This window comes from Streptomyces sp. ISL-10 (assembly GCF_018614575.1).
GTDB lineage: Bacteria > Actinomycetota > Actinomycetes > Streptomycetales > Streptomycetaceae > Streptomyces.
This window is the reverse complement of the sequence record NZ_JAGGOJ010000025.1, coordinates 37,959-56,611: the sequence shown is the minus strand read 5'-3', so window position 1 is coordinate 56,611 and position 18,653 is coordinate 37,959. Positions and strand designations below refer to the sequence as shown.

Here is an 18,653-nt window from a genome sequence, read left to right as displayed (position 1 = left end):
CGCCTATGTCTTCAGGGGGCTGTCCCACATGCTCAGGGCACTGATGTACATTCTGCCGCTGGCGCTGACGATCTACGCGTTCATCGACTGTCTGAACACCCCCGAGGACGAGGCGAAGCACCTGCCCAAACTCGCCTGGATCTTCATCATCCTGCTGTTCTGGGTCGTCGGGCCGATCGTCTGGTTCGCCGCGGGGAAGATGCGGCACGCACCCGCCGGCGGCCGCACCCCTTCCGAGTGGCACCGCAACCACCGCACGCAGTGGGTCGCGCCGGACGACAATCCGGAGTTCCTGAAGTCCATCAAGGAAGAGAACAAGAAGGACGAGTCTCTGCTCAAGGACTGGGAGGCAGACCTGCGCCGCCGCGAGGAGGAGCTGAAGCGCCGCGAGCAGGGCGAGGACAAGGACAACTGATGGAGCTCCGGCTCCTGGTGACCTTCGAGAAGGTCGCGACCGTCCTCAGCTTCACGCGAGCCGCCGCCGAGCTGACGTACGCCCAGTCCAGCGTGACGAGCCAGATCCGCGCCCTGGAGTCCTCCCTCGGCGTGGACCTGTTCGAGCGGCTCGGCAGCCGTATCCGGCTCACCGAGGCGGGCGAGCGGCTGCTGCCGTACGCCCGCCGGATGATCGACCTCGCCGAGGAGGCGCAGGCCGCGGTCACCGGGGCGGACGAGCCGGCCGGGACGATCACCGTCGGCACCATGGAGTCGCTGACCTCCTACCGGCTGCCGCCGCTGCTGGAGCTCTTCCACCACCGCTATCCGAAGGTCCGGCTGTCCCTGCGGCCCACGCTCGGCGACGAGACCCGCCGGGCGCTGCGCCGGGGCGTGTACGACATCGGTTTCCTGATGGAGCCGGAGACGGAGCACACGGGCCTGGAGAGCGAGGTCCTGGCCGTGGAGCCGCTGGTGCTCCTGGCCGCGCCCGGGCATCCGCTGGCCGCACGTCCGGGGCTGACGGCCGCGGACCTGGCGTCGGCGCAGCTCGTCGGTACGGAGCCCGGCTGTCCCTACCGCGACCTGTTCGAGCGCGAACTGAAGCACTGGGCACCTGCGTTCATGGAGTTCGGGACGATCGAGGCGACCAAGCGGGGCGTGGCGGGCGGCCTCGGGATCGCGCTGCTGCCCCGGGTCGCCGTCTGCGCGGAGCTGGCGTCCGGGGCGCTGGTGGCGCTCGACTGGGAGCCGCCGTTCACCCTCTTCACGCAGATCGCGTGGCGGCGGGAGAAGCGGCTTCCGTCCCATCTGCGGCTGTTCGTGGACCAGGCACGACGGCTCGTGCGCGAGGACGCGCGCGAAGCGTGACCTTCAGGCCGGCCAGCACGATCAGCGGCACGCCGAGCGCCTGGACGAGGCCGATGTGGTGCCCGTACACCGCCCAGTCGGCGATCATCGCGACGGCCGGGTAGACGAAGGCGAGCACGGCGATCTTCGCGGTGGGCAGCCTCTGGTAGGCCGCATACATCAGCACGTACATGACACCGGTGTGGATCACCCCGAGACCGGCGAGCCAGGCCCATCCCGCGCCGAGCCGGGACGCCGTGCCGAAGTCGGCGAAGGGCAGCAGCAGCGGGATGCCGACGAGGACCTGTACCAGGGCGACGAGGTGCGGCCGCACGCCGGTGATCCGCTTGGTGACGACCGTCGACAGCGCGTAGAGCACCGCGGCGGCGAGCGCGAACCCCATGCCCTTGAGCGAGCCGGTGTCCCCCGGCCGGACCCCGGAGACGAGGACCAGTCCGGCGAAGGCGACCACGAGCCAGCCGGAGGTGGCGGCGGTGAGCCTCTCGCGGAACAGCAGGGCGCCGAGCAGCACCACGTAGAACGGCTGCGTGTGGTAGACGACGGTCGCCAGCGAGATGGAGGAGGCCTCGTACGCCTCGAAGAGCAGCACCCAGTTGAAGACGATGAACACGCCGCCCAGCGCGGCGAGTCCGAGCTTCCCGGGGGTGAAGCCATGGCCCGTGAACCAGCCGCGGACAAGGACGTACGCGCCGAGTGCGGCGGCCCCGAAGAGGCACCGGAAGAACACCACATCGAAGGGGGACGCTCCGGACTCGACGACGAAGATGCCGAGAGTGCCCGAGAGCACCATGGCAAGGGTCAGTTCGACGGTTCCCCTGGTCTCGTTTCTCATGGCCGTGACGCTACGAACGGGAGCAGACGCCGGTCCACCGGCCAGTGGGGCGTCCTGCCGATGGGGTCATCGGCAGCGCCGATGAGGTGATGCCGGGGCCCGTCGGGGAAGAGTCCGGGCATGAACGAAGCAGAGGCCCGCAGGTGGCTCGCCACCGCCGTCGCCGAGGCGCGGGCGGGGCTCGCCGAGGGCGGCATCCCGATCGGTGCGGCGCTGTACGGAGCCGACGGCCGCCTGCTGGGGCGCGGCCGCAACCGGCGCGTGCAGGACGGCGATCCGTCGATGCACGCGGAGACGGCGGCGTTCCGCGCGGCGGGCAGGCAGCGGTCGTACCGGGGTGCCACCATGGTGACCACGCTGTCGCCGTGCTGGTACTGCAGCGGTCTGGTGCGGCAGTTCCGGATCTCCCGGGTGGTGATCGGCGAGGCGCGGACCTTCCACGGCGGCCACGACTGGCTGGCGGAGCACGGCGTGGAGGTCGTGCTGCTGGACGACGCCGGGTGCACGGCGATGATGCGCGCCTTCATCGAGGAGCACCCCGACCTGTGGAACGAGGACATCGGCGAGTGAGCCCCGCGCAGCCCCGGGATCCCGCCCGGCTCCGGACCACGGCGGCCCGGCTACGGCTCCGGCAACGGCGCGTAACAGACTGAACACGAAAACGTGAGAATTCCTCAGCCCAGCTGCCCGACAGGCCATAACATGGTTGTCAACTGGATGTTCCCCGGCGCCACTTGACCGCTCGGGAGTCTTTTTGAGGGATCAACTCGCCGCGAGGAGCGAACTGCTCGCGCAGCTCACGTCCCATCTCACCGGCGCCGAAGTCGCCGGCCGCACCTTCCGTCCGTACTGCAAAGCACTGCCACCTCCCGTGATCGCCGTCGTCGGTGGGCGCGGCATGGGCAAGACATACGACCTCACCTGGCTGCGCGACGTCTGCGGACACGTCACGCCCACCGCGTACCTGGACTGCGCGGACGACGCGCTGCGCACCGGCGCGGCCGAGTCGCCGGAGTCGCGGTCGCTGGTGACGGAGGCGCTGCGGCTGCTGGGCATCGGGTTCACCAGCGCGGGGCCGCCCCGTGCGCCGACGCTGCAGATGACCCGGCTGTTCGCCGGCCTGGTCGCGGTCGCGTCCGGCACGTGGAACGCCGACCAGGACGAGCGCATCGCCGCCGAACTGCGCCGCCTGGAGCTCATCTCGCCGGCACGCGGCAACTGGGCGCCGGTGGTGCAGAGCTGGGTGGCCAAGCTGATGGCGGCGTACGCGGCGCTGCCGATGCCGCTGCCTCCGGTGCAGAAGTTCATCGAGGTGTCGGTGGAGGTGCTGCTGCAGGAGCTGTTCCAGCGCGGCAGCCGCAAGGCCGTCGGCTGGTACGGGGCCTATCCGGGCGCGCAGGGCAGCGCCCGCTGGGGGCTGACCCTGCTGGGCAGTCACTTCCGGCTCGGCGGTGACCAGCGCCGGCGCGCCGAGTACTTCCTCGGGCAGGCATTGCGCGCCGACCTGGACGCGGCGTACCGGACGGCCGGTGGCTGGCTGCTGCGCACGGGCCGTCCGCTGATGCTGCTGGACAACGCCCACGACGAGCTGGGCGAGCAGCTGGTGCGGGACTGCCTCACCCACCGCTCGACCGGCCATCCGGACCGGGTCGTGGTGTACGCGGCGTTCCGGCGCGGCGACCCGTCGGTGCTGCAGGGCGCGCACCGGCTGGCGTCGCTCAGCTCCGCGGTGGGCCTGGCGGGCAGCCGGGGCGACGGGCTGTGCCGGCACCCCATGGTCGCGGTGCCGTATCCGCCGCTGCCGCCGGCCGGTCCCGAGACCTCCGACGGTCTGCTCAGCCATGTCGACCCGGACGCGATGCTGCCGCCCGGACTGCCGCGTGCGCTCTACCGGTTCACCGGGGGGCGGCCGCTGGCCATGACCCGGATGACGGACGCGATCGAGGAGCTGCGGACCACGGCGCGGGCCGCCACGCCTCCCGGCCCGCACGCGCCGGCCGCCCTGGCGACGCTGACGCTGCGGTCGTTGCTGCGGCACCGGCCGGCGACCCCGTTACAGGCGGCCACCGGGCCGACCCTGGCCGAGGCCCTGCGGGAGGAGCTGGCTCCGGGGGAAGTGGGCGAGCTGCTCACCCGGCTGTCCCCGGCCGCGGACGTGCGCTCTGCCGAGCTGCTGCTCCCGGCAGCGGCCGGCATGACGACCGCGGAGCTGCGCCATGCGCTCGACGCCGACGGATGGCCGCGCTGCGAGCGGCACTTCGTGGCCGACCACTGCCTGCGCAGCCTGCTGCTGCACCGGCTCTACCACCTGGACGCCGACCACTCCTCCTGGCTCGGCATGCACTCCCGGCTGGTGATGCACTACGCGGCGGCCGGGCCCGTCTCCTGGCACGCGTACCACCACGAGCTGGCCATCGGCCGGACCCAGGGGGCCGTCGCGCACCTGGCCGGCTCCCTCGGCCGCCCGGACACGTCGGCCTGGCTGGAGGAACTGCTGCACATCGCGTCCGCGCCGTGCTTCGACGGGCTCGCCGAGCGGCGCGGTCTCGCGTTCACGGGCGGGCACCGCGACCCGGAGCGGCGCGTCGAGCGGCTGCTGAACGCCGCCTGGCTCGCGCAGGACTGGCTGGACCTGCCCGAGGCGCGGCTGGAGGCGGCGGTCCACGGAGCGCTGTACGCGCTGCGGGACGACGTCGCCGACAGCTCCGTACTCACCGACGCCGCCACGCACTGGGCGGAGAGCATCCGGTCGGGTCGTCCGCTGCGGGAGTGCGACTGCTCCCGGCGGACCCGGGCGAGTGGGGGGAACGACTGATGAACAACCTGACGAAGATCCTCATCGGGGTCGGCGCCGCGACCGCGGTCGTGCTGGCCGTGCTGTTCGGCCCGGGCGTGCTCGACCCGGACCGCTCGTGCGCGACGGGCGTGGTGAAGCCCGAGGGCAGCGACGAGTGCATCGGCGTCTCGGCGACCGGCTACCACTTCGGGGTGAAGGAGATACAGGAGGTCGCCCGGGCCATCGGCGCCGAGAACAGGACAGTGGACGACTCCGAGCAGCTGGCGGTCTCGGTGGCGGTGATGATGCCGTTCAGCTCCAAGGCGCCGGAGCAGCTGAGGAAGATGCGGCACGAGTTGCAGGGCGTGTATGTGCAGCAGCGGCTCGCCAACCGGGCGGAGGGCCGACCGCCCAAGATCCGTGTGCTGCTGGCCAACACCGGCAATCTGGGCCACTACTGGGAGCAGGTGGCGAACCAGCTGGTCACCATGGCCGACGGCCCCGAGCAGCTGCGCGTGGTGACCGGCATAGCCACCAGCAACACCGCGAACAAGCAGGCCGTCGCCCTGCTGGCCCGTCACCACATCCCGATGGTCGGCTCCACGATCACCGCCGACGACATCACCAACGTCCCCGGCCTCGCCCGCGTCTCCCCCACCAACAAGGACGAGGCCCGGGCGCTGGTGTCCCACGCCAAATCCGTCGACCGCAGCGCCCTGCTCGTCTACGACACCAATCCGGACGACCGCTATGCGCAGACGCTGCGCGAGGCGTTCAACGAGCAGCTGCCCGACCAGGTCTACGAGCCGACGCAGTTCACCTCCAGCAAGGAGCCCGATAATCCGGGCAATCTGGGCAATGTCTTCAACAGCATCGCCCACTACATCTGCGACACCGAGGCGCACACGGTGTTCTTCGCGGGCCGACACACTCCCCTGCGGCTGTTCGTCTCGGAGCTCGGCAGGGCGGGCTGCGCCGGTCGCGGGTTCACGGTCCTGACCGGTGACGAGGCGTCCTATCTCGGCTCGGACGAGAAAATGGACCGGCAGGCCCTGGCCGTGCGGCCGGGCGAGAAGAAGCCGCGGGTGACGCTGAAGTACGCGGCGCTCGCCCACCCGGACGCCTGGGTCGAGGCCCCGGGACGGCCGCTGCCCGCGACGGGCGGCTCGGCGGCGGCGTACCGGCAACTGGCGGACGGCATCGCCGAGATGCGCGCCGACATCGGGCCGAACCAGCTTCAGGACGGGCAGACGATCATCGGTTACGACGCGATGGCGACCGCCGTGCAGGGCATCCGGCGCGCGACCGGCACCTCGGCGAAGGCCCCGGCGCTGGCCGATGTGACCGCCCAGTGGCCCCATTTGACGGGCTCGCTCCGGGTGAACGGCGCCAGCGGCTGGATCTGCCTGGACAACTACGGCAACCCGCGGAACAAGGCGGTGCCGATCGTGCGGCTCGCCGCCAACGGCACGCTGCGGTTCCAGGAGTTCTCGTGGCCGGACCAGAAGCCGCCGCCGGTGGACTGCATCCCCAAGAGGGACTGAGCACCGACCTGCTGAGCAGGACTGGCCGGCCGAGACGAACCGACCGGCCGGGCAGGACTGACCGGGCGAAGGGCCGCCGGCCGAGGAGGACCGGCCGGGCGAAGGGCTGACGGCTGAGCAGCAGTGCCCCCCGTGCGGTCACGCGGCCGCGTACGCGTCCCGCAGCTGCTGCCAGCGCTCGGGGGTCCAGGTGGACCAGTCGGTGGTCGGCCTGCCCTCCAGAGCGGCGACCAGCAGCTCGAAGTGGTGGTGCCAGCCGGCCAGGCAGTCGAGCAGCACCTCGTCGTCGCACCGCAGTTCGTTGGTGAAGCGGAGCACCGTGCCCTCGTCACCGTGCGGCTCCAGGTGGAAGCGGATGCGGCCGTGCACGGTGACCGTGTACTCGGCGACGCGCTCCACGTCCCACGCGGTGACATGGCCCTCCGCGACGATGTGACGACCGTCCGCATCGGCGTTGAGCCAGCGCAGGGTGACGGCGCCGCCGAGTCTCGGTTCGAGGACATCGGCGGCGCAGAGCCAGGCCGGCAGTCCTTCGGGAGTGGCGACGGCAGCCCATACCCGGATCACCGGATGCGGCAGACGGAGCTCGTACCGCAGCAGGCGAGTGCCGTCGTCCCGGGTCTCGGTGGTGCCCTGGGGGATCACGTCACTCATGCCTCCAGCGTCACTCGCCGGCGGTGTCGGCGCTACCTCACCAGGGGCGCCGCGTCACTCCACGCCCGCGTACGAGTGCAGGCTGTTCACGAACATGTTCACGCCGTAGTAGTTCCACAGGAAGCACAGGAACGCGACGAGCGCGATGTACGCGGCCTTGCGGCCCTTCCAGCCGGCGGTGGCGCGGGCGTGCAGATAGGCGGCGTACGCGACCCAGGTGATGAAGGACCAGACCTCCTTGGCGTCCCAGCCCCAGTAACGGCCCCACGCGTCGCCGGCCCAGATGGCGCCCGCGATGATCGTGAACGTCCACAGCGGGAAGACGGCCGCGTTGACGCGGTAGGAGAACTTGTCGAGCGAGGCCGCCGAGGGCAGCCGTTCCATGACCGAGGTGGCGAACTTTCCGGGCTGCCCGCCGCGGGTGAGCTTGCGCTCGTAGGCGTCGCGGAAGAGGTAGAGCACGGCGCCCACCGCACCGAGGTAGAAGACGGCGCCGCAGAAGATGGCGGTGGAGACGTGGATCCACAGCCAGTACGAGTCGAGGGCGGGCACCAGCTGGTCGCTCTCGGTGTACAGGTAGGTCACGGCGAAGCCGAGGTCCAGCAGCACGGTGGTGACCAGCGGCAGCCCGGCCCAGCGGATGTTCTTCCCGGCCAGCAGGAGGGCGAGGTACACACCGACGGCGACCGTGGAGAACGTCGTGGAGAACTCGTACATGTTGCCCCACGGCGCGCGCTGCACCGACAGGGCGCGGGCGACGACGCCCGCCGCCTCCAACAGGAACGCGAGCGCGGTGAGCGACACGGCGATCCGCCCGTACAGGTCGCCCTGTTCGGTACCGCCGTGCGCGCCGGGGCCGTCGGGCACGTCCCGGGCTCCGCTCGCGGCGCGGGTGACGACCTTCGGCTTCTGAAGGACCGCGGTCCCGCCCGCGTTCCTGACGGTGACCGGCGGGGCCGCGGTCGTCTCGGCGGGGGCGGTGAGCGCGGCGGCCGTGCGGGCCACCTTGCTGCGGCTGCCGAAGAGCCACTCGGCGATGTGCGCGAGGAAGGCCAGCGTGTAGACGGCCATCGACGAATAGATCAGGTAGTTGCTGATCTCCGCCAGATTCTCGTTGGTTGCGGCGGCGAGAGTCACTTCTCAGCCCCTTCGGCAGGAACGTCTACGGGTTCAGGCGCTGTCGGCGCCTTCGAATGGAGGGTCGCGGCCAGGTCGGCCAGTTCCTCCGGGAGCTTCGCCGACTCACTGCGGCCGAGCCCGGCCATCTCGACGACCGTCACCCCGTCCTCACCGCGCACGGCCCGCACCCAGATGCGGCGGCGCTGGATGAACAGCGAGGCGGCCAGGCCCGCGATGGCGGCGATCGCGCCGCTCAGCGCCCAGCCGGTGGCCGGCTGACGGGTGATCTGGAAGGTCGCCCACTCCCTGACCTCGTTCTCGAAGGTGATGGAGCCGGCGCCGTCCGGCAGCTTCATGGTTTCGCCGGGCCGGATCCGCTGCTTGAGGATGTCGCCCTCGGCGTTCTTGAACTGCTTCATCTTGCGCGTGTCGAGCTGGTACACGTTCTGCGGCAGGCCCGCGTCGACGCCGAGGCTGCCGTGGTAGCCGGTGAGCGCGAGCACCGGGTACTCCAGGCCTGGGAATTGGGAGAACATGTCGCCCTTGCCGTCACCCGCGAACGTCGGCACGAAGAACGCCTGGAAGCCCAGCTGGTCCTTCTTCCCGTTCTTGTCGCGGTAGCCGTCCATCACCTTGATGGCACCGGTCGACGTGATGTTGTTGTCGATCGGCAGCAGCGGCACGGCGTCCTGGAAGACCACCTTGCCGTTGCCGTCCCGCACGGTGACGACGGGTGCGTACCCGTGGCCGTTGAGGAAGACCTTGGTGCCGTCCACCTCCAGCGGCTTGTTGACCTCGATGATCTGCTTCTTCTCGGTGCCGCCGGGCCCGGACCAGGTCACGGCCGCCTCGTAGGTGCGCGGCGTGCCGCGCTGCGGCCCGTTCTTCTCGTACGTGCCGGTGAAGCCGTCCAGGCTGAAGCTGAAGGGGGACAGGTCGTCCGTGTCGAACAGCGAACCGGACTTGAAGTCGTCGTACTGGGTGAGCGTGTTGGAGAAGCCACCGCCCTCGACGACCAGCTTGCCGCCCTCGGACTTCAGCAGCTGGCCACAGGCGAACGCCACCAGCATCACGATCAGCGAGACATGGAAGACCAGATTGCCGGCCTCACGCAGATAGCCCTTCTCCGCGGCGATCGCGTCGCCCGCCGTGTGGGCGCGGAAACGGCGTCCGCCGAGCAGCGCGAGCGCCGCCTCGCGCACCTGCTCAGGTTCGGCCTGCGTCCGCCACGTCGTGTACGCGGGCAACCGGGTCAGTCGCCGCGGCGCGCCCGGCGGGCGGCTGCGCAGCTGACCGGCGAACTGCCAGGAGCGCGGCACGATGCAGCCGATGAGCGAGAGGAACAGCAGGATGTAGATCGCCGAGAACCACACCGAGCTGTAGACGTCGAAGAACTGCAGCTTCTCGTAGAGGGGGCCGAGGACCTCGTGGCGGTCCTTGAACGCCTGCACCTTCATCTCGTCGACGCTGCTCTGCGGGACGAGGGAGCCGGGGATCGCGCCGAGCGACAGCAGGAAGAGCAGGATCAGCGCGACCCGCATGGAGGTCAGCTGCCGCCAGAACCAGCGCGCCCAGCCGATCACTCCGAGGGCGGGGCCGCCGACGGTCCGGTCCGCCGCGCTCTCGGTGGGGGCGGTGGACAGCTGGGCGCCGGCCTCGCCGAGCTCGCGTTCGTCGGTGTCGTACTTGCTCATGGACGTTCAGATCCCCACCGTGAAACCGTTGGACCAGCTCTGCATCGACTGGACCATGCTGTCCCAGACACCAGTGAGCAGCAGCAGACCGGTGGCGATCATCATGATGCCGCCGATCCGCATCACCCAGGCGTAGTGCCGCTTGACCCAGCCGAACGCGCCGAGCGCCTTGCGGAACGCCACCGCGGCGAGGACGAACGGAAGCCCGAGGCCGAGGCAGTACGCGACGGTCAGCAGCGCCCCGCGGCCCGCGCTGGCCTGGTCCGCCGCGAGGATCTGGACGGACGAGAGCGTCGGTCCGATGCACGGTGTCCAGCCGATGCCGAACAGGGCGCCGAGCACGGGCGCGCCCGCGAGTCCGGACACCGGCCGCTTGTGGATGCGGAATTCGCGCTGGGTGAGCCACGGCATCATGCCCATGAAGAACACGCCCAGCAGGATCATCAGCACGCCGAGGATCCTGGACAGCAGCTCCCGCTCGCCCTGGAGGGTGGAGCCGAAGTAGCCGAAGAGCGCACCGCCGGAGACGAAGACGGCGGTGAAGCCGAGCACGAACAGGGAGGCGCCGGCGACCATCCGGCCGCGCCGGGCCTCGGCGAGGTCGGTGCCCGTGACTCCGGTGACGTACGAGAGGTAGCCGGGGACGAGCGGCAGCACGCACGGCGAGAAGAACGAGACGAGACCGCCGAGCACGGCGATGGGCAGCGCGAGGAGCAGGGCGCCGCCGAGGACCGTCTTGTTCAGTTCGGACGCTGCGGCGAGGACTTCCACAGGATCACTTCTCCGCGATCAACGGTTCGATGATCTTGTGCAGTTCCTCGTCGTCGAGGGCCTTGAGCGAGCGGGCCGCGATCTTTCCGTCCCGGTCGAGCACGATCGTGGAGGGAATGGCCTGCGGATTGAGGCTGCCCTTGGGGAAGCCGTTGACGATCAGTTTGCCGATCGGGTCGTACAGGCTCGGATACTCGATCCCGTAGTCCTTCTCGAAAGCGAGGGCCGGACCCTTGTTGGTGTCCCGGGTGTTGATTCCGACGAACTCGACGCCCTTCGCCTTGGTCTCCTTCGCGACCTTCGCGAAATAGGGGGCCTCGGAACGGCAGGGCGGACACCATGATCCCCAGACGTTCATCACGACGACCTTGCCCCGGAGATCGGCGACGTCGAGCTGGTCGCCCTCCAGGGTCTCGCCCTTGAGCTCGTTCGGGGACTGACGCTCCCCCTTGGCGACGGTCGAGATGCCGCCGGAGCCGGTGACGAAGTTGGTGTCGCCGCCGCCTCCGGACTTCCCGCCTTCGCCGCAGGCCGAAAGGGTGAGCGCACCTGCGGCGACCAGTGCGGTCAGCAGGGCGGCGCGGGGGGCACGACTGAGGCTCATGTGAAAAGTTTCGCATGGCCTCGGCGGCGATCTACCGCGCCCCCCTGCGTGCCCGATAAGGCCCGTTGTCAGGACGCCTTAAGGAATGCGTTCCAGCCGCCTGTCGGCGCCTGGCCGACCTCAAGGGTCCGCAGCTTCGCGAGCACCTGGGGATCCTGCGCATCGAGCCAGTCGCAGAACTGCCGGAAGGAGACCAGCCGTACGTCCTTCTTCCCGGCCATGCCCTTCAGCGCTTCCTCCACGGCATCCATGTAGATGCCGCCGTTCCACTGTTCGAAGTGATTGCCGATGAAGAAGGGCGCGCGATTGGACTCGTAGGCGCGGTTGAATCCCGCGAGATACGCCTCCGTGGCCTGCTTCCGCCAGCCCGGATAACGCGAAGGCATGCCCTTGGTCGAATTGCCGGACTGATTGGCGAGGATGTTGTAGTCCATGGACAGGACCTGGAACGAGTGCCCGGGGAACGGCACCAGCTGGAGCGGCAGGTCCCAGATGCCCAGCCGCTTGCCGGGCCACATCTGGCGGCCGCCGGGCGACGAGGCGTCGTAGCGCCAGCCCAGCTTTTTCGCGGCGGGCAGCAGGCGGTCCTGGCCGAGCAGACAGGGGGTGCGGCCGCCGACGAGCTCCTTACGGTAGTCGAACGGCAGCGGATCGATGTCGTGCCAGCCGCTGTTGGTCCGCCATTCGGTGACGAACTTCACAGCCTGGTCGATCTCGCTCTGCCAGTCGGCGGTCGACCAGTTGCCACCCGATCCGGGGCCCTCACAGAAATGCCCGTTGAAATGGGTGCCTATCTCATGGCCGTCGAGCCACGCCTGGCGTATGTACTTGAGGGTGTCCTTGATGTGATCGTCGGTGAGATAACCGATGTCGGACGCGCCGATCGAGTTGTTCGGCGGGCGGTAGAGCGACTTCTTCGACTCGGGCAGGAGATAGATCCCGGACAGGAAGAAGGTCATCGCCGCGTCATGGTTCCTGGCGAGTTCGAGAAAACGCGGGAAGAGGCCGTTGCCGACCTCGCCCGCACCGTCCCAGGAAAAGATCACGAATTGCGGCGGCGTCTGCCCCGGTTCCAGCGGAACCTCACGCCCCGGCTGGTTGGGCTGCTTCCCGGTGTCGGACGTGGAGCCGTCGCCGATCGGCCGGCCCTGTGCCGCCGACGGCGAGGGCTTGGCCCCCTCGCCCTGGTCACCACCCCGGCCACTTCCGGATCCGCCCGGGCCACTGGAGCCACAGCCCGCCACCGTGACCGCGGCCGCGGCCCCAAGTCCCGCTCCGAGCAAACCCCTTCGGGTGATGTCGCGCATATCGTTCCCCATCCGCACTCCCCTGGTCCGGGGGAGATTTCCAAACCGGCACAGGGAGAGATGCCGTGCGGAACGCGGAGGTTCCTGATATGCGCGACGGGTTTTTCTGCGTCTTTTCCCGGGGTGGCTACGCGCCGAATGCCTTCGACTTGCCCTTCACGGGCTTGGCACCGGCGAGAAGATGCGGCGGAACGAGATCGCGGGCCGGCTCGGAGTATCCGACGGAGACAATCGTGTTGCCCTCGTAGGTGAACGAGGTCAGCGAGGCCAGCGTGCACTGGCGGCGTCGCGGGTCGTGCCACAGCCGGCGCTTCTCGACGAAACTGCGCACCACCCAGATCGGCAGCTGGTGGCTGACGCACACCGCCTCGTGTCCGCGCGCCGCGTCCCGCGCCGCCTCCAGCGCGGCCGTCATCCGCTGGACCTGCTCCGCGTACGGCTCGCCCCAGGACGGGCGGAAGGGGTTGGTCAGGTGCTTCCAGTTGGCCGGCTGGCGCAGCGCGCCGTCGCCGACGCCGAAGGTCCTGCCCTCGAAGACGTTGGCCGCCTCGATCAGCCGCTCGTCGGTTTCGAGCGTCAGACCGTGCGATTTGGCGATCGGCTGGGCGGTCTCCTGGGCGCGCTCCAGCGGGGAGGCGACGACATGCGTGATGTCCCGGCCCGCCAGATGTTCGGCGACCCGGTCGGCCATCTGCCGCCCGAGCTCGGAGAGGTGGTATCCGCCGCGGCGGCCGTAGAGGACGCCGTCGGGGTTGTGCACCTCGCCGTGGCGCATCAGATGGACGACGGTGATGTCCCTGCGGCTCATGCGGTGGCCTCCGCGGCGGCTCGGGCGGCGGCGGGCAGCGCCGCCGCGATCCGCTCGATCGCCCGCTCGTCGTGAGCGGTGGAGACGAACCAGGACTCGAACGCGGACGGCGGCAGGTAGACGCCGTCGGCGAGCATCGAGTGGAAGAACGCGTTGAAGCGGAACGCCTCCTGCTTCTTGGCGCCCTCGTAGTCCCTGACCTCGGTCGGGGTGAAGAAGACGGAGAACATGTTGGACGCCGTCTGCAGCCGGTGCGCCACGCCCTCCTTCGTCAGGGCGTCCCGGACCAGCGCCTGGATCTCGGTGGAGACCGCGTTCACCTTCTCGTACGCGGCGTCGTCCAGCAGCCGCAGCTGCGCGAGGCCCGCCGCGGTCGCGACCGGGTTACCGGACAGCGTGCCCGCCTGGTAGACGGGGCCGGCCGGCGCGAGGTGCGCCATGACGTCCCGGCGGCCGCCGAACGCGGCGGCCGGGAACCCGCCGCCCATCACCTTGCCGAAGGTCATCAGGTCGGGCACGACACCGTCGACACCGAACCAGCCCGCCTTCGAGGTGCGGAAACCGGTCATCACCTCGTCGGAGATGTACAGGGCGCCGTTCTTCGCGCAGGCGTCCTTGAGCCCCTGGTTGAAGCCGGGCCGCGGCGGGACCACGCCCATGTTGCCGGGCGACGCCTCCGTGATCACACAGGCGATCTCACCGGGGTGTGCGTGGAAGGCCGCGTGCACGGCCTCCAGGTCGTTGTACGGCAGCACGATCGTGTCACCGGCCTGCGCACCGGTGACTCCTGGCGTGTCCGGCAGGGCGAACGTCGCGACGCCCGAACCCGCCGCCGCGAGCAGCGCGTCGACGTGCCCGTGGTAGCAGCCGGCGAACTTGATCACCTTGGGCCGGCCGGTGAAACCGCGGGCCAGCCGGATCGCCGACATCGTCGCCTCCGTACCGCTGGAGACCAGCCGTACCTGCTCGACGGGCCCGACACGGGCCACGATCTCCTCGGCGAGAGCGACCTCGCCCTCGCCCGGCGTGCCGAAGGAGGTGCCGCGGGCGACCGCCGCCTGCACGGCCTCGATCACCTCGGGGTGGGAGTGCCCGAGGATCATCGGACCCCAGGAGCAGACCAGGTCGACGTACTCACGGCCGTCGGCATCGGTCAGGTACGGTCCGATGCCGGACACCATGAACCGGGGCGTACCGCCCACGGCGCGAAAGGCACGGACGGGAGAGTTCACGCCGCCGGGCGTCACGAGGGACGCGCGGTCGAAAAGCGTCTGCGAAACTGGGGCGTCATAGGGAAAGCTCACGGAAACCATGGTCTCAGAGGCCCGGGCGATCTTGCGGACAGGTGTTTCACCGCACGTTCGTGGGGGAGGTCACTGTCACGATGATCTGGTTGCGCGGCGGGGGCTGCGAGTGGTCGGGTGGAGATATGCATCGCGGTGGCGGACTGGGCGAGGGGACCGACGACCTGGGTCCTGAGCCTGCCCGGCGTGGAAAGCACCGGCGAGGCGAAGCGGATGATCCCGTGGGAGGCAGGAGCGGCCGGTTGGGGGTGACGTACAAGTACTTCGGTGCGCCCGACGGGGCCACCGCCGCACGGGTGCCGATCTCGATGCGCCCCGAGGAGCTCGGTGGCGACGAGCTCGGCATGGGCGGTATGTTCACGAAGATCAAGCCGGAGACCATAGCCGCGATGGTGCTGACCGGCATCCAGGGCATGCCCCTGCACAAGGTGCCGCCGCTGGAGCTGGTGGTGCTCCACCCCGACTACGCGGTGGTGAAGCTGCCCATGACCGTGGTCGACCCGCTGCGGGACATCGGCGAGGAGTCGGTGGGCGCGGCTGCCTTCATCTGGTCGACCGTCCCCGACCGGGGCGGGCCGCGGGACGCGTTCAACGTCTACCAGCTGCTGCACGAATGGCAGGACTTCAGCCATCGTCTTCATGAGGCGGGGCATCAGCCCTATTGCCTTGTGTGGCCCTGACCTGGGCTGCTCTCGACAGCAGAGGGCGCATCCATCCGGATTCAGATGCGATGCCCTGGGGCCGTCGTCGGAGACGAGCCCAGGTACAGCGCGCAGTCGGCCGATCTTCGCGTCACGGTGTTCCGCCCAGTCCTTCAGCGGTTCCTCGTCCGTCCTGGCGTTCCTCCCGTCGGCCCGCCTCGGCCTCGCCGGGAGCACGCCGTGGAAGCGTCGCGCGGTCGAGCGCTCCCGCGACCCAGCCGAACCACCCCGTTTCGCCAGAGAGCGTCGACCACGCCGGAAAGCGCGGTCATGGGCGGGGTCTGCGGGCGTGGAGGACGAAGGCCGGCGGTGTGTTGCGCCATATGGTGCGGCCGGGGACGACTTCCTCGAAGCGGTCGGCCAGCAATTCGCGGAACCGACGGGCGGGGGTGAGGGGAACCGCATGGAGGTAGGTGAACGCGGTGAAGGCACCCGCCGGGGCGAGCACCGCGGCTGTCGCGTCCAGGAGCTGGTGCTGGGTGGCGGGGGGAAAGAGTGCCCAGGGCAGGCCGCTGACCACCACGTCGGCCCTCTCGATGCCGCGCTCGTCCAGCAGGTGGCGCAGGTGTACGGCGTCGCGCTGGATGACCTCGGCCCCCGTGTGGCGGTGGCGCAGGCGCTGGGCGAGGAGCGGGTCGATCTCGACGGCCAGGTGGCGGCCGCGGCCGGCGAGCCGGTGCTGGATCTCAGCGGTGAACGGTCCGGTGCCTGCACCCAGTTCCACCACGACGGGCTCGCCGCGTTCGGGCACCGGAGCGCAGACCGCCTCGGCCAGGTGCCGCGAGCTGGGCGCGATGGCCCCCATACGGGCCGGTGAGCGCACCCACTGCCGCAGGAACAAGGTGTAGTCGTTCGGCTCTTGCGAGGGTTTGCAGAGACGGCAGTGCCGGGCTGTTCGGGGCGCGGTGCTGGTGGTCATGTCGATGCCCTTGTCGGGGAGTGCGGGGGTCGATCGTGTCGGCGTGAACGGGCCGTGTGAGGTGGTTCATGAACGCGGCCGCCGGGCACCCGCGAGGCGATCGACCTGATCTCCGACGCGATCGCCGAGCGCGCCCGCGGTCGTGGCTTTCGCGGATCGCCGTTCATGAACGCTGCCGCCGGGCACCCGGCCGCCGACCATCCGGTGCGCGCCGTCTGGTGGCGTCCAGCGCATGCGAAGGCCGACGGGCGGCGGCAGCGCGGCCCGCGTGGCACCGGTCTGGACTCGTGGGTCAGGACAGCCTGTTGAGCGTTTCGGCTGCGGCGGGTCCGGCGGTGGCGGGGTTCTGCCCGTTGATCAGGTTGCGGTCGACGACGTCTCGCAGTTGACCATGGGCTTGGTGTCAGACCTGCTCGGTGGGGCGTACGAGCAGTTCGGCGACGGCCACGTGCCGGGGGCGGGTGACGATGTAGCCGACGGTGTCGGCGATGTCCTGACTCTGCAGCCGCTCGATGTCGCCCAGGGCGGCGGAGATGTGCTGCTGGATGACGTCGGGGTTGTGCGTGCGAAGTTCGGTGTCGACGCTGCCCGGCTCGACGACGGAGACGCGGACGTGCTGGCGTGCCAGTTCCTGGCGCAGCGACTCGCTGAAGGCGCCGACGCCGAACTTGGTGGCGCTGTACACGGCGGACATGGCGTAGGCGTTGCGGCCGGCGAGCGAGCCGACGTTGACGATGTCGGCGACCTGACGCGGCTCCTGGGTGGCTGCCTTGACCAGGTGGGGGATGGCCGCGTGGGCGGTGTACATCAGGCCCATGAGGTTGATGTCGATCATGCGCCGCCAGTCGTTCAGGTCCGCGCCCGGGGCGGGCCCGAGCAGCATGAGGCCGGCGTTGTTGACCAGGATGTCCAGGCGGCCCAGGTTCTCGACGGTCCGCTCGACCGCTTCCGCTGCGGCCTCGGCGGTGGTGATGTCAGCGGGTACGACCAGGGCCTGTCCGCCCGCGTTGGAGATCTCCGCGGCGAGGTCGGTGAGCCGGTCCTCCCGCCGGCCGACCAGGGCCACGGCGGCGCCCTCGCGGGCGAGTTCCAAGGCGGTGGCGTGGCCGATACCGCTGGAGGCCCCGGTGACCAGCGCAACGGTTCCTTGGAGACGACGAGTCATGGTTCAAGCCTTTCGATGAACGGCCACGTTGCTCCGGCCGGACGGGATGGGGGGAGACGGCTCTCTTGGTGGGAGCCGTACGGGGGCGCAGGCCGCTCAGGAATGAGCCAAAGGCACAATGGGGAGGTGAGCATCAGCGGGCAGAAGACCACCGGCACCACGCGTCAGGGGACCAAGGAGGACGGAGAGCTGCCGCCCCGCGAACGCCTGGTCCAGGCCGCGTCACGTCTGTTCTATTACGAGGGCGTACGCGCGATCGGCGTGGAGCGGCTGATCGCCGAGGCCGGGGTGACGAAGGCGACCTTCTACCGCCACTTCGCCTCCAAGGACGACCTGGTCCTGGCCTATCTGCTGACCAAGGACGTCTACTACAAGAAGGTGGCCGAACCGCTGGCCGCCGCGCATCCGCCCGCGGAGGCGATCGACCTGATCTTCGAGGCGATCGCCGAGCACGCCCGCGAGCGCGGCTTCCGCGGATCGCCGTTCATGAACGCGGCCGCCGAGTACCCGGACGCAGACCATCCGGTCCGCGGCCTGGTGACGTCACACCGGGACTGGATCCGCACCCTCTTCAGGCAGCTGCTCACCCGGCTCGGTCACACCGACCCGGAGTCGGCCGCCGGTGCGCTGCTGATGCTGTACGACGGCGCGATGGCAGCCGGCTACCTGGACGACTCGACGGCCGCCCACAAGACCCTGCTCGACGCGGTCCGCCTTATCCGATCGGGGGGCTGACCCCGTCGGGGCCGCGTGAAGCAGCGGCTCTGTGCGGGGCCCCGGCCGGGCCGGGGCGCGGATTGGCTTCATGGAACCTTTTTGATCTCTCTTCGATGTGCCGGCGACCTATGGCAGGTCTCTGCCTGGAGCCAGCCCGGCCGGGAAGGCCGATTCAGGTCGCCCCCAGGAGGTAGGAAGACCGGTCGTTCTACCTCTCGAAGATAGCTCTCTTGGCGTCCGCGCGCCACCGATCGACCCGCTTGTGGGATCCCTCACCCGACCTGCCGCCGGCTCTCGACGCCGACCTCACCGAGAAGCCCCAGGCCAGTCCCCGATCGCTTCGCGAGTCGCGGGACATCAGCCCTATCGCCTTGTGTGGCCCTGGCCCCGCGCGCCACGCGCCCTGCGCGCCCACGCTGCCCGAGAGCCGTCG

18 protein-coding genes and 1 pseudogene are annotated in these 18,653 nt (G+C 70.1%); 7 read left to right on the top strand and 12 right to left on the bottom strand.

Annotation, left to right across the window (positions count from 1 at the left end; genetic code table 11):
- The first annotated feature begins 28 nt into the window (after positions 1 to 28).
- On the top strand, positions 29 to 415 hold the full coding sequence (locus J7E88_RS26320; protein WP_215185342.1) for a PLD nuclease N-terminal domain-containing protein: 387 nt from the start codon (positions 29 to 31) through the stop codon (positions 413 to 415).
- Entirely contained in the window at positions 415 to 1,305 is an 891-nt protein-coding gene (locus J7E88_RS26315; protein WP_215185340.1) for a LysR family transcriptional regulator, read from the top strand. The genes J7E88_RS26320 and J7E88_RS26315 overlap by 1 nt, the downstream gene beginning before the upstream one ends.
- Here the strand turns inward: J7E88_RS26315 and J7E88_RS26310 are convergent.
- On the bottom strand, positions 1,202 to 2,137 hold the full coding sequence (locus J7E88_RS26310; protein WP_215185338.1) for a DMT family transporter: 936 nt from the start codon (positions 2,135 to 2,137) through the stop codon (positions 1,202 to 1,204). The two genes, J7E88_RS26315 and J7E88_RS26310, sit on opposite strands and share 104 nt — an antisense overlap.
- Before the next feature lie 120 nt (positions 2,138 to 2,257).
- On the opposite strand from J7E88_RS26310, the gene J7E88_RS26305 reads away from it, so the two are divergent.
- From J7E88_RS26305 to J7E88_RS26295, 3 genes are all read left to right on the top strand, one after another.
- Complete coding sequence (locus J7E88_RS26305) at positions 2,258 to 2,707, top strand: nucleoside deaminase (RefSeq protein ID WP_215185337.1); 450 nt, start codon at positions 2,258 to 2,260, stop codon at positions 2,705 to 2,707.
- 184 nt (positions 2,708 to 2,891) lie between these two features.
- A complete protein-coding gene (locus J7E88_RS26300; protein ID WP_215185335.1) occupies positions 2,892 to 4,952 on the top strand; it encodes a hypothetical protein in 2,061 nt (686 codons plus the stop codon).
- The gene (locus J7E88_RS26295; protein WP_215185333.1) at positions 4,952 to 6,457 is read left to right on the top strand and encodes an ABC transporter substrate-binding protein; all 1,506 of its coding nucleotides are present in this window, start codon (positions 4,952 to 4,954) and stop codon (positions 6,455 to 6,457) included. The genes J7E88_RS26300 and J7E88_RS26295 overlap by 1 nt, the downstream gene beginning before the upstream one ends.
- A 138-nt stretch (positions 6,458 to 6,595) precedes the next feature.
- Here J7E88_RS26295 and J7E88_RS26290 read toward each other — a convergent pair whose 3' ends face one another.
- From J7E88_RS26290 to hemL, 8 genes are all read right to left on the bottom strand, one after another.
- Positions 6,596 to 7,111, bottom strand: coding sequence for an SRPBCC domain-containing protein (locus J7E88_RS26290; protein ID WP_215185331.1), 516 nt, complete (start codon positions 7,109 to 7,111; stop codon positions 6,596 to 6,598).
- A gap of 54 nt (positions 7,112 to 7,165) precedes the next feature.
- Positions 7,166 to 8,248 carry a c-type cytochrome biogenesis protein CcsB gene (gene ccsB / locus J7E88_RS26285; protein ID WP_215185329.1) on the bottom strand — a complete coding sequence of 361 codons (1,083 nt, stop codon included), beginning with the start codon at positions 8,246 to 8,248 and terminating at the stop codon, positions 7,166 to 7,168.
- Positions 8,245 to 9,924 (bottom strand): cytochrome c biogenesis protein ResB, encoded by a 1,680-nt coding sequence (locus J7E88_RS26280; protein WP_215185327.1) that lies wholly within the window; start codon positions 9,922 to 9,924, stop codon positions 8,245 to 8,247. Before J7E88_RS26280 ends, ccsB begins: the two co-directional genes overlap by 4 nt.
- Before the next feature lie 6 nt (positions 9,925 to 9,930).
- The gene (locus tag J7E88_RS26275; protein ID WP_215185325.1) at positions 9,931 to 10,695 is read right to left on the bottom strand and encodes a cytochrome c biogenesis CcdA family protein; all 765 of its coding nucleotides are present in this window, start codon (positions 10,693 to 10,695) and stop codon (positions 9,931 to 9,933) included.
- Between the two features lie 4 nt (positions 10,696 to 10,699).
- Positions 10,700 to 11,299: a TlpA disulfide reductase family protein gene (locus tag J7E88_RS26270; protein ID WP_215185323.1), complete on the bottom strand. Its 600-nt coding sequence runs from the start codon at positions 11,297 to 11,299 to the stop codon at positions 10,700 to 10,702.
- Positions 11,300 to 11,367: 68 nt separating this feature from the next.
- Positions 11,368 to 12,606: a hypothetical protein gene (locus J7E88_RS26265; protein ID WP_215185447.1), complete on the bottom strand. Its 1,239-nt coding sequence runs from the start codon at positions 12,604 to 12,606 to the stop codon at positions 11,368 to 11,370.
- A 127-nt stretch (positions 12,607 to 12,733) separates the two neighbouring features.
- Positions 12,734 to 13,414 carry a histidine phosphatase family protein gene (locus J7E88_RS26260; RefSeq protein ID WP_215185322.1) on the bottom strand — a complete coding sequence of 227 codons (681 nt, stop codon included), beginning with the start codon at positions 13,412 to 13,414 and terminating at the stop codon, positions 12,734 to 12,736.
- Complete coding sequence (gene hemL, locus J7E88_RS26255) at positions 13,411 to 14,727, bottom strand: glutamate-1-semialdehyde 2,1-aminomutase (protein WP_215185320.1); 1,317 nt, start codon at positions 14,725 to 14,727, stop codon at positions 13,411 to 13,413. The genes J7E88_RS26260 and hemL overlap by 4 nt, the downstream gene beginning before the upstream one ends.
- A 116-nt stretch (positions 14,728 to 14,843) precedes the next feature.
- On the opposite strand from hemL, the gene J7E88_RS26250 reads away from it, so the two are divergent.
- A complete protein-coding gene (locus tag J7E88_RS26250; protein ID WP_215185445.1) occupies positions 14,844 to 15,398 on the top strand; it encodes a hypothetical protein in 555 nt (184 codons plus the stop codon).
- Positions 15,399 to 15,485: 87 nt separating this feature from the next.
- Here the strand turns inward: J7E88_RS26250 and J7E88_RS37485 are convergent.
- The 3 genes and pseudogenes from J7E88_RS37485 to J7E88_RS26240 all read right to left on the bottom strand — a co-directional run.
- A pseudogene (locus tag J7E88_RS37485) lies at positions 15,486 to 15,596 on the bottom strand (hypothetical protein); the annotation flags it as partial.
- Between the two features lie 91 nt (positions 15,597 to 15,687).
- Positions 15,688 to 16,338, bottom strand: a complete 651-nt coding sequence (locus tag J7E88_RS26245; RefSeq protein WP_251023231.1) for a class I SAM-dependent methyltransferase — start codon at positions 16,336 to 16,338, stop codon at positions 15,688 to 15,690.
- 403 nt (positions 16,339 to 16,741) lie between these two features.
- The gene (locus J7E88_RS26240) at positions 16,742 to 17,503 is read right to left on the bottom strand and encodes an SDR family NAD(P)-dependent oxidoreductase (protein WP_215185318.1); all 762 of its coding nucleotides are present in this window, start codon (positions 17,501 to 17,503) and stop codon (positions 16,742 to 16,744) included.
- Positions 17,504 to 17,629: 126 nt separating this feature from the next.
- On the opposite strand from J7E88_RS26240, the gene J7E88_RS26235 reads away from it, so the two are divergent.
- On the top strand, positions 17,630 to 18,238 hold the full coding sequence (locus J7E88_RS26235; RefSeq protein WP_308307610.1) for a TetR/AcrR family transcriptional regulator: 609 nt from the start codon (positions 17,630 to 17,632) through the stop codon (positions 18,236 to 18,238).
- The last annotated feature ends 415 nt before the right edge of the window (positions 18,239 to 18,653 follow it).

Coding starts and splice junctions, on each gene's coding strand:
- J7E88_RS26320 (WP_215185342.1), top strand. CDS start 29: ATGCTCAGGGCACTGATGTACATTCTGCCGCTGGCGCTGACGATCTAC.
- J7E88_RS26315 (WP_215185340.1), top strand. CDS start 415: ATGGAGCTCCGGCTCCTGGTGACCTTCGAGAAGGTCGCGACCGTCCTC.
- J7E88_RS26310 (WP_215185338.1), bottom strand. CDS start 2,137: ATGAGAAACGAGACCAGGGGAACCGTCGAACTGACCCTTGCCATGGTG.
- J7E88_RS26305 (WP_215185337.1), top strand. CDS start 2,258: ATGAACGAAGCAGAGGCCCGCAGGTGGCTCGCCACCGCCGTCGCCGAG.
- J7E88_RS26295 (WP_215185333.1), top strand. CDS start 4,952: ATGAACAACCTGACGAAGATCCTCATCGGGGTCGGCGCCGCGACCGCG.
- J7E88_RS26290 (WP_215185331.1), bottom strand. CDS start 7,111: ATGAGTGACGTGATCCCCCAGGGCACCACCGAGACCCGGGACGACGGC.
- J7E88_RS26280 (WP_215185327.1), bottom strand. CDS start 9,924: ATGAGCAAGTACGACACCGACGAACGCGAGCTCGGCGAGGCCGGCGCC.
- J7E88_RS26270 (WP_215185323.1), bottom strand. CDS start 11,299: ATGAGCCTCAGTCGTGCCCCCCGCGCCGCCCTGCTGACCGCACTGGTC.
- J7E88_RS26265 (WP_215185447.1), bottom strand. CDS start 12,606: ATGCGCGACATCACCCGAAGGGGTTTGCTCGGAGCGGGACTTGGGGCC.
- J7E88_RS26260 (WP_215185322.1), bottom strand. CDS start 13,414: ATGAGCCGCAGGGACATCACCGTCGTCCATCTGATGCGCCACGGCGAG.
- hemL (WP_215185320.1), bottom strand. CDS start 14,727: ATGGTTTCCGTGAGCTTTCCCTATGACGCCCCAGTTTCGCAGACGCTT.
- J7E88_RS26250 (WP_215185445.1), top strand. CDS start 14,844: ATGCATCGCGGTGGCGGACTGGGCGAGGGGACCGACGACCTGGGTCCT.
- J7E88_RS26245 (WP_251023231.1), bottom strand. CDS start 16,338: ATGACCACCAGCACCGCGCCCCGAACAGCCCGGCACTGCCGTCTCTGC.
- J7E88_RS26240 (WP_215185318.1), bottom strand. CDS start 17,503: ATGACTCGTCGTCTCCAAGGAACCGTTGCGCTGGTCACCGGGGCCTCC.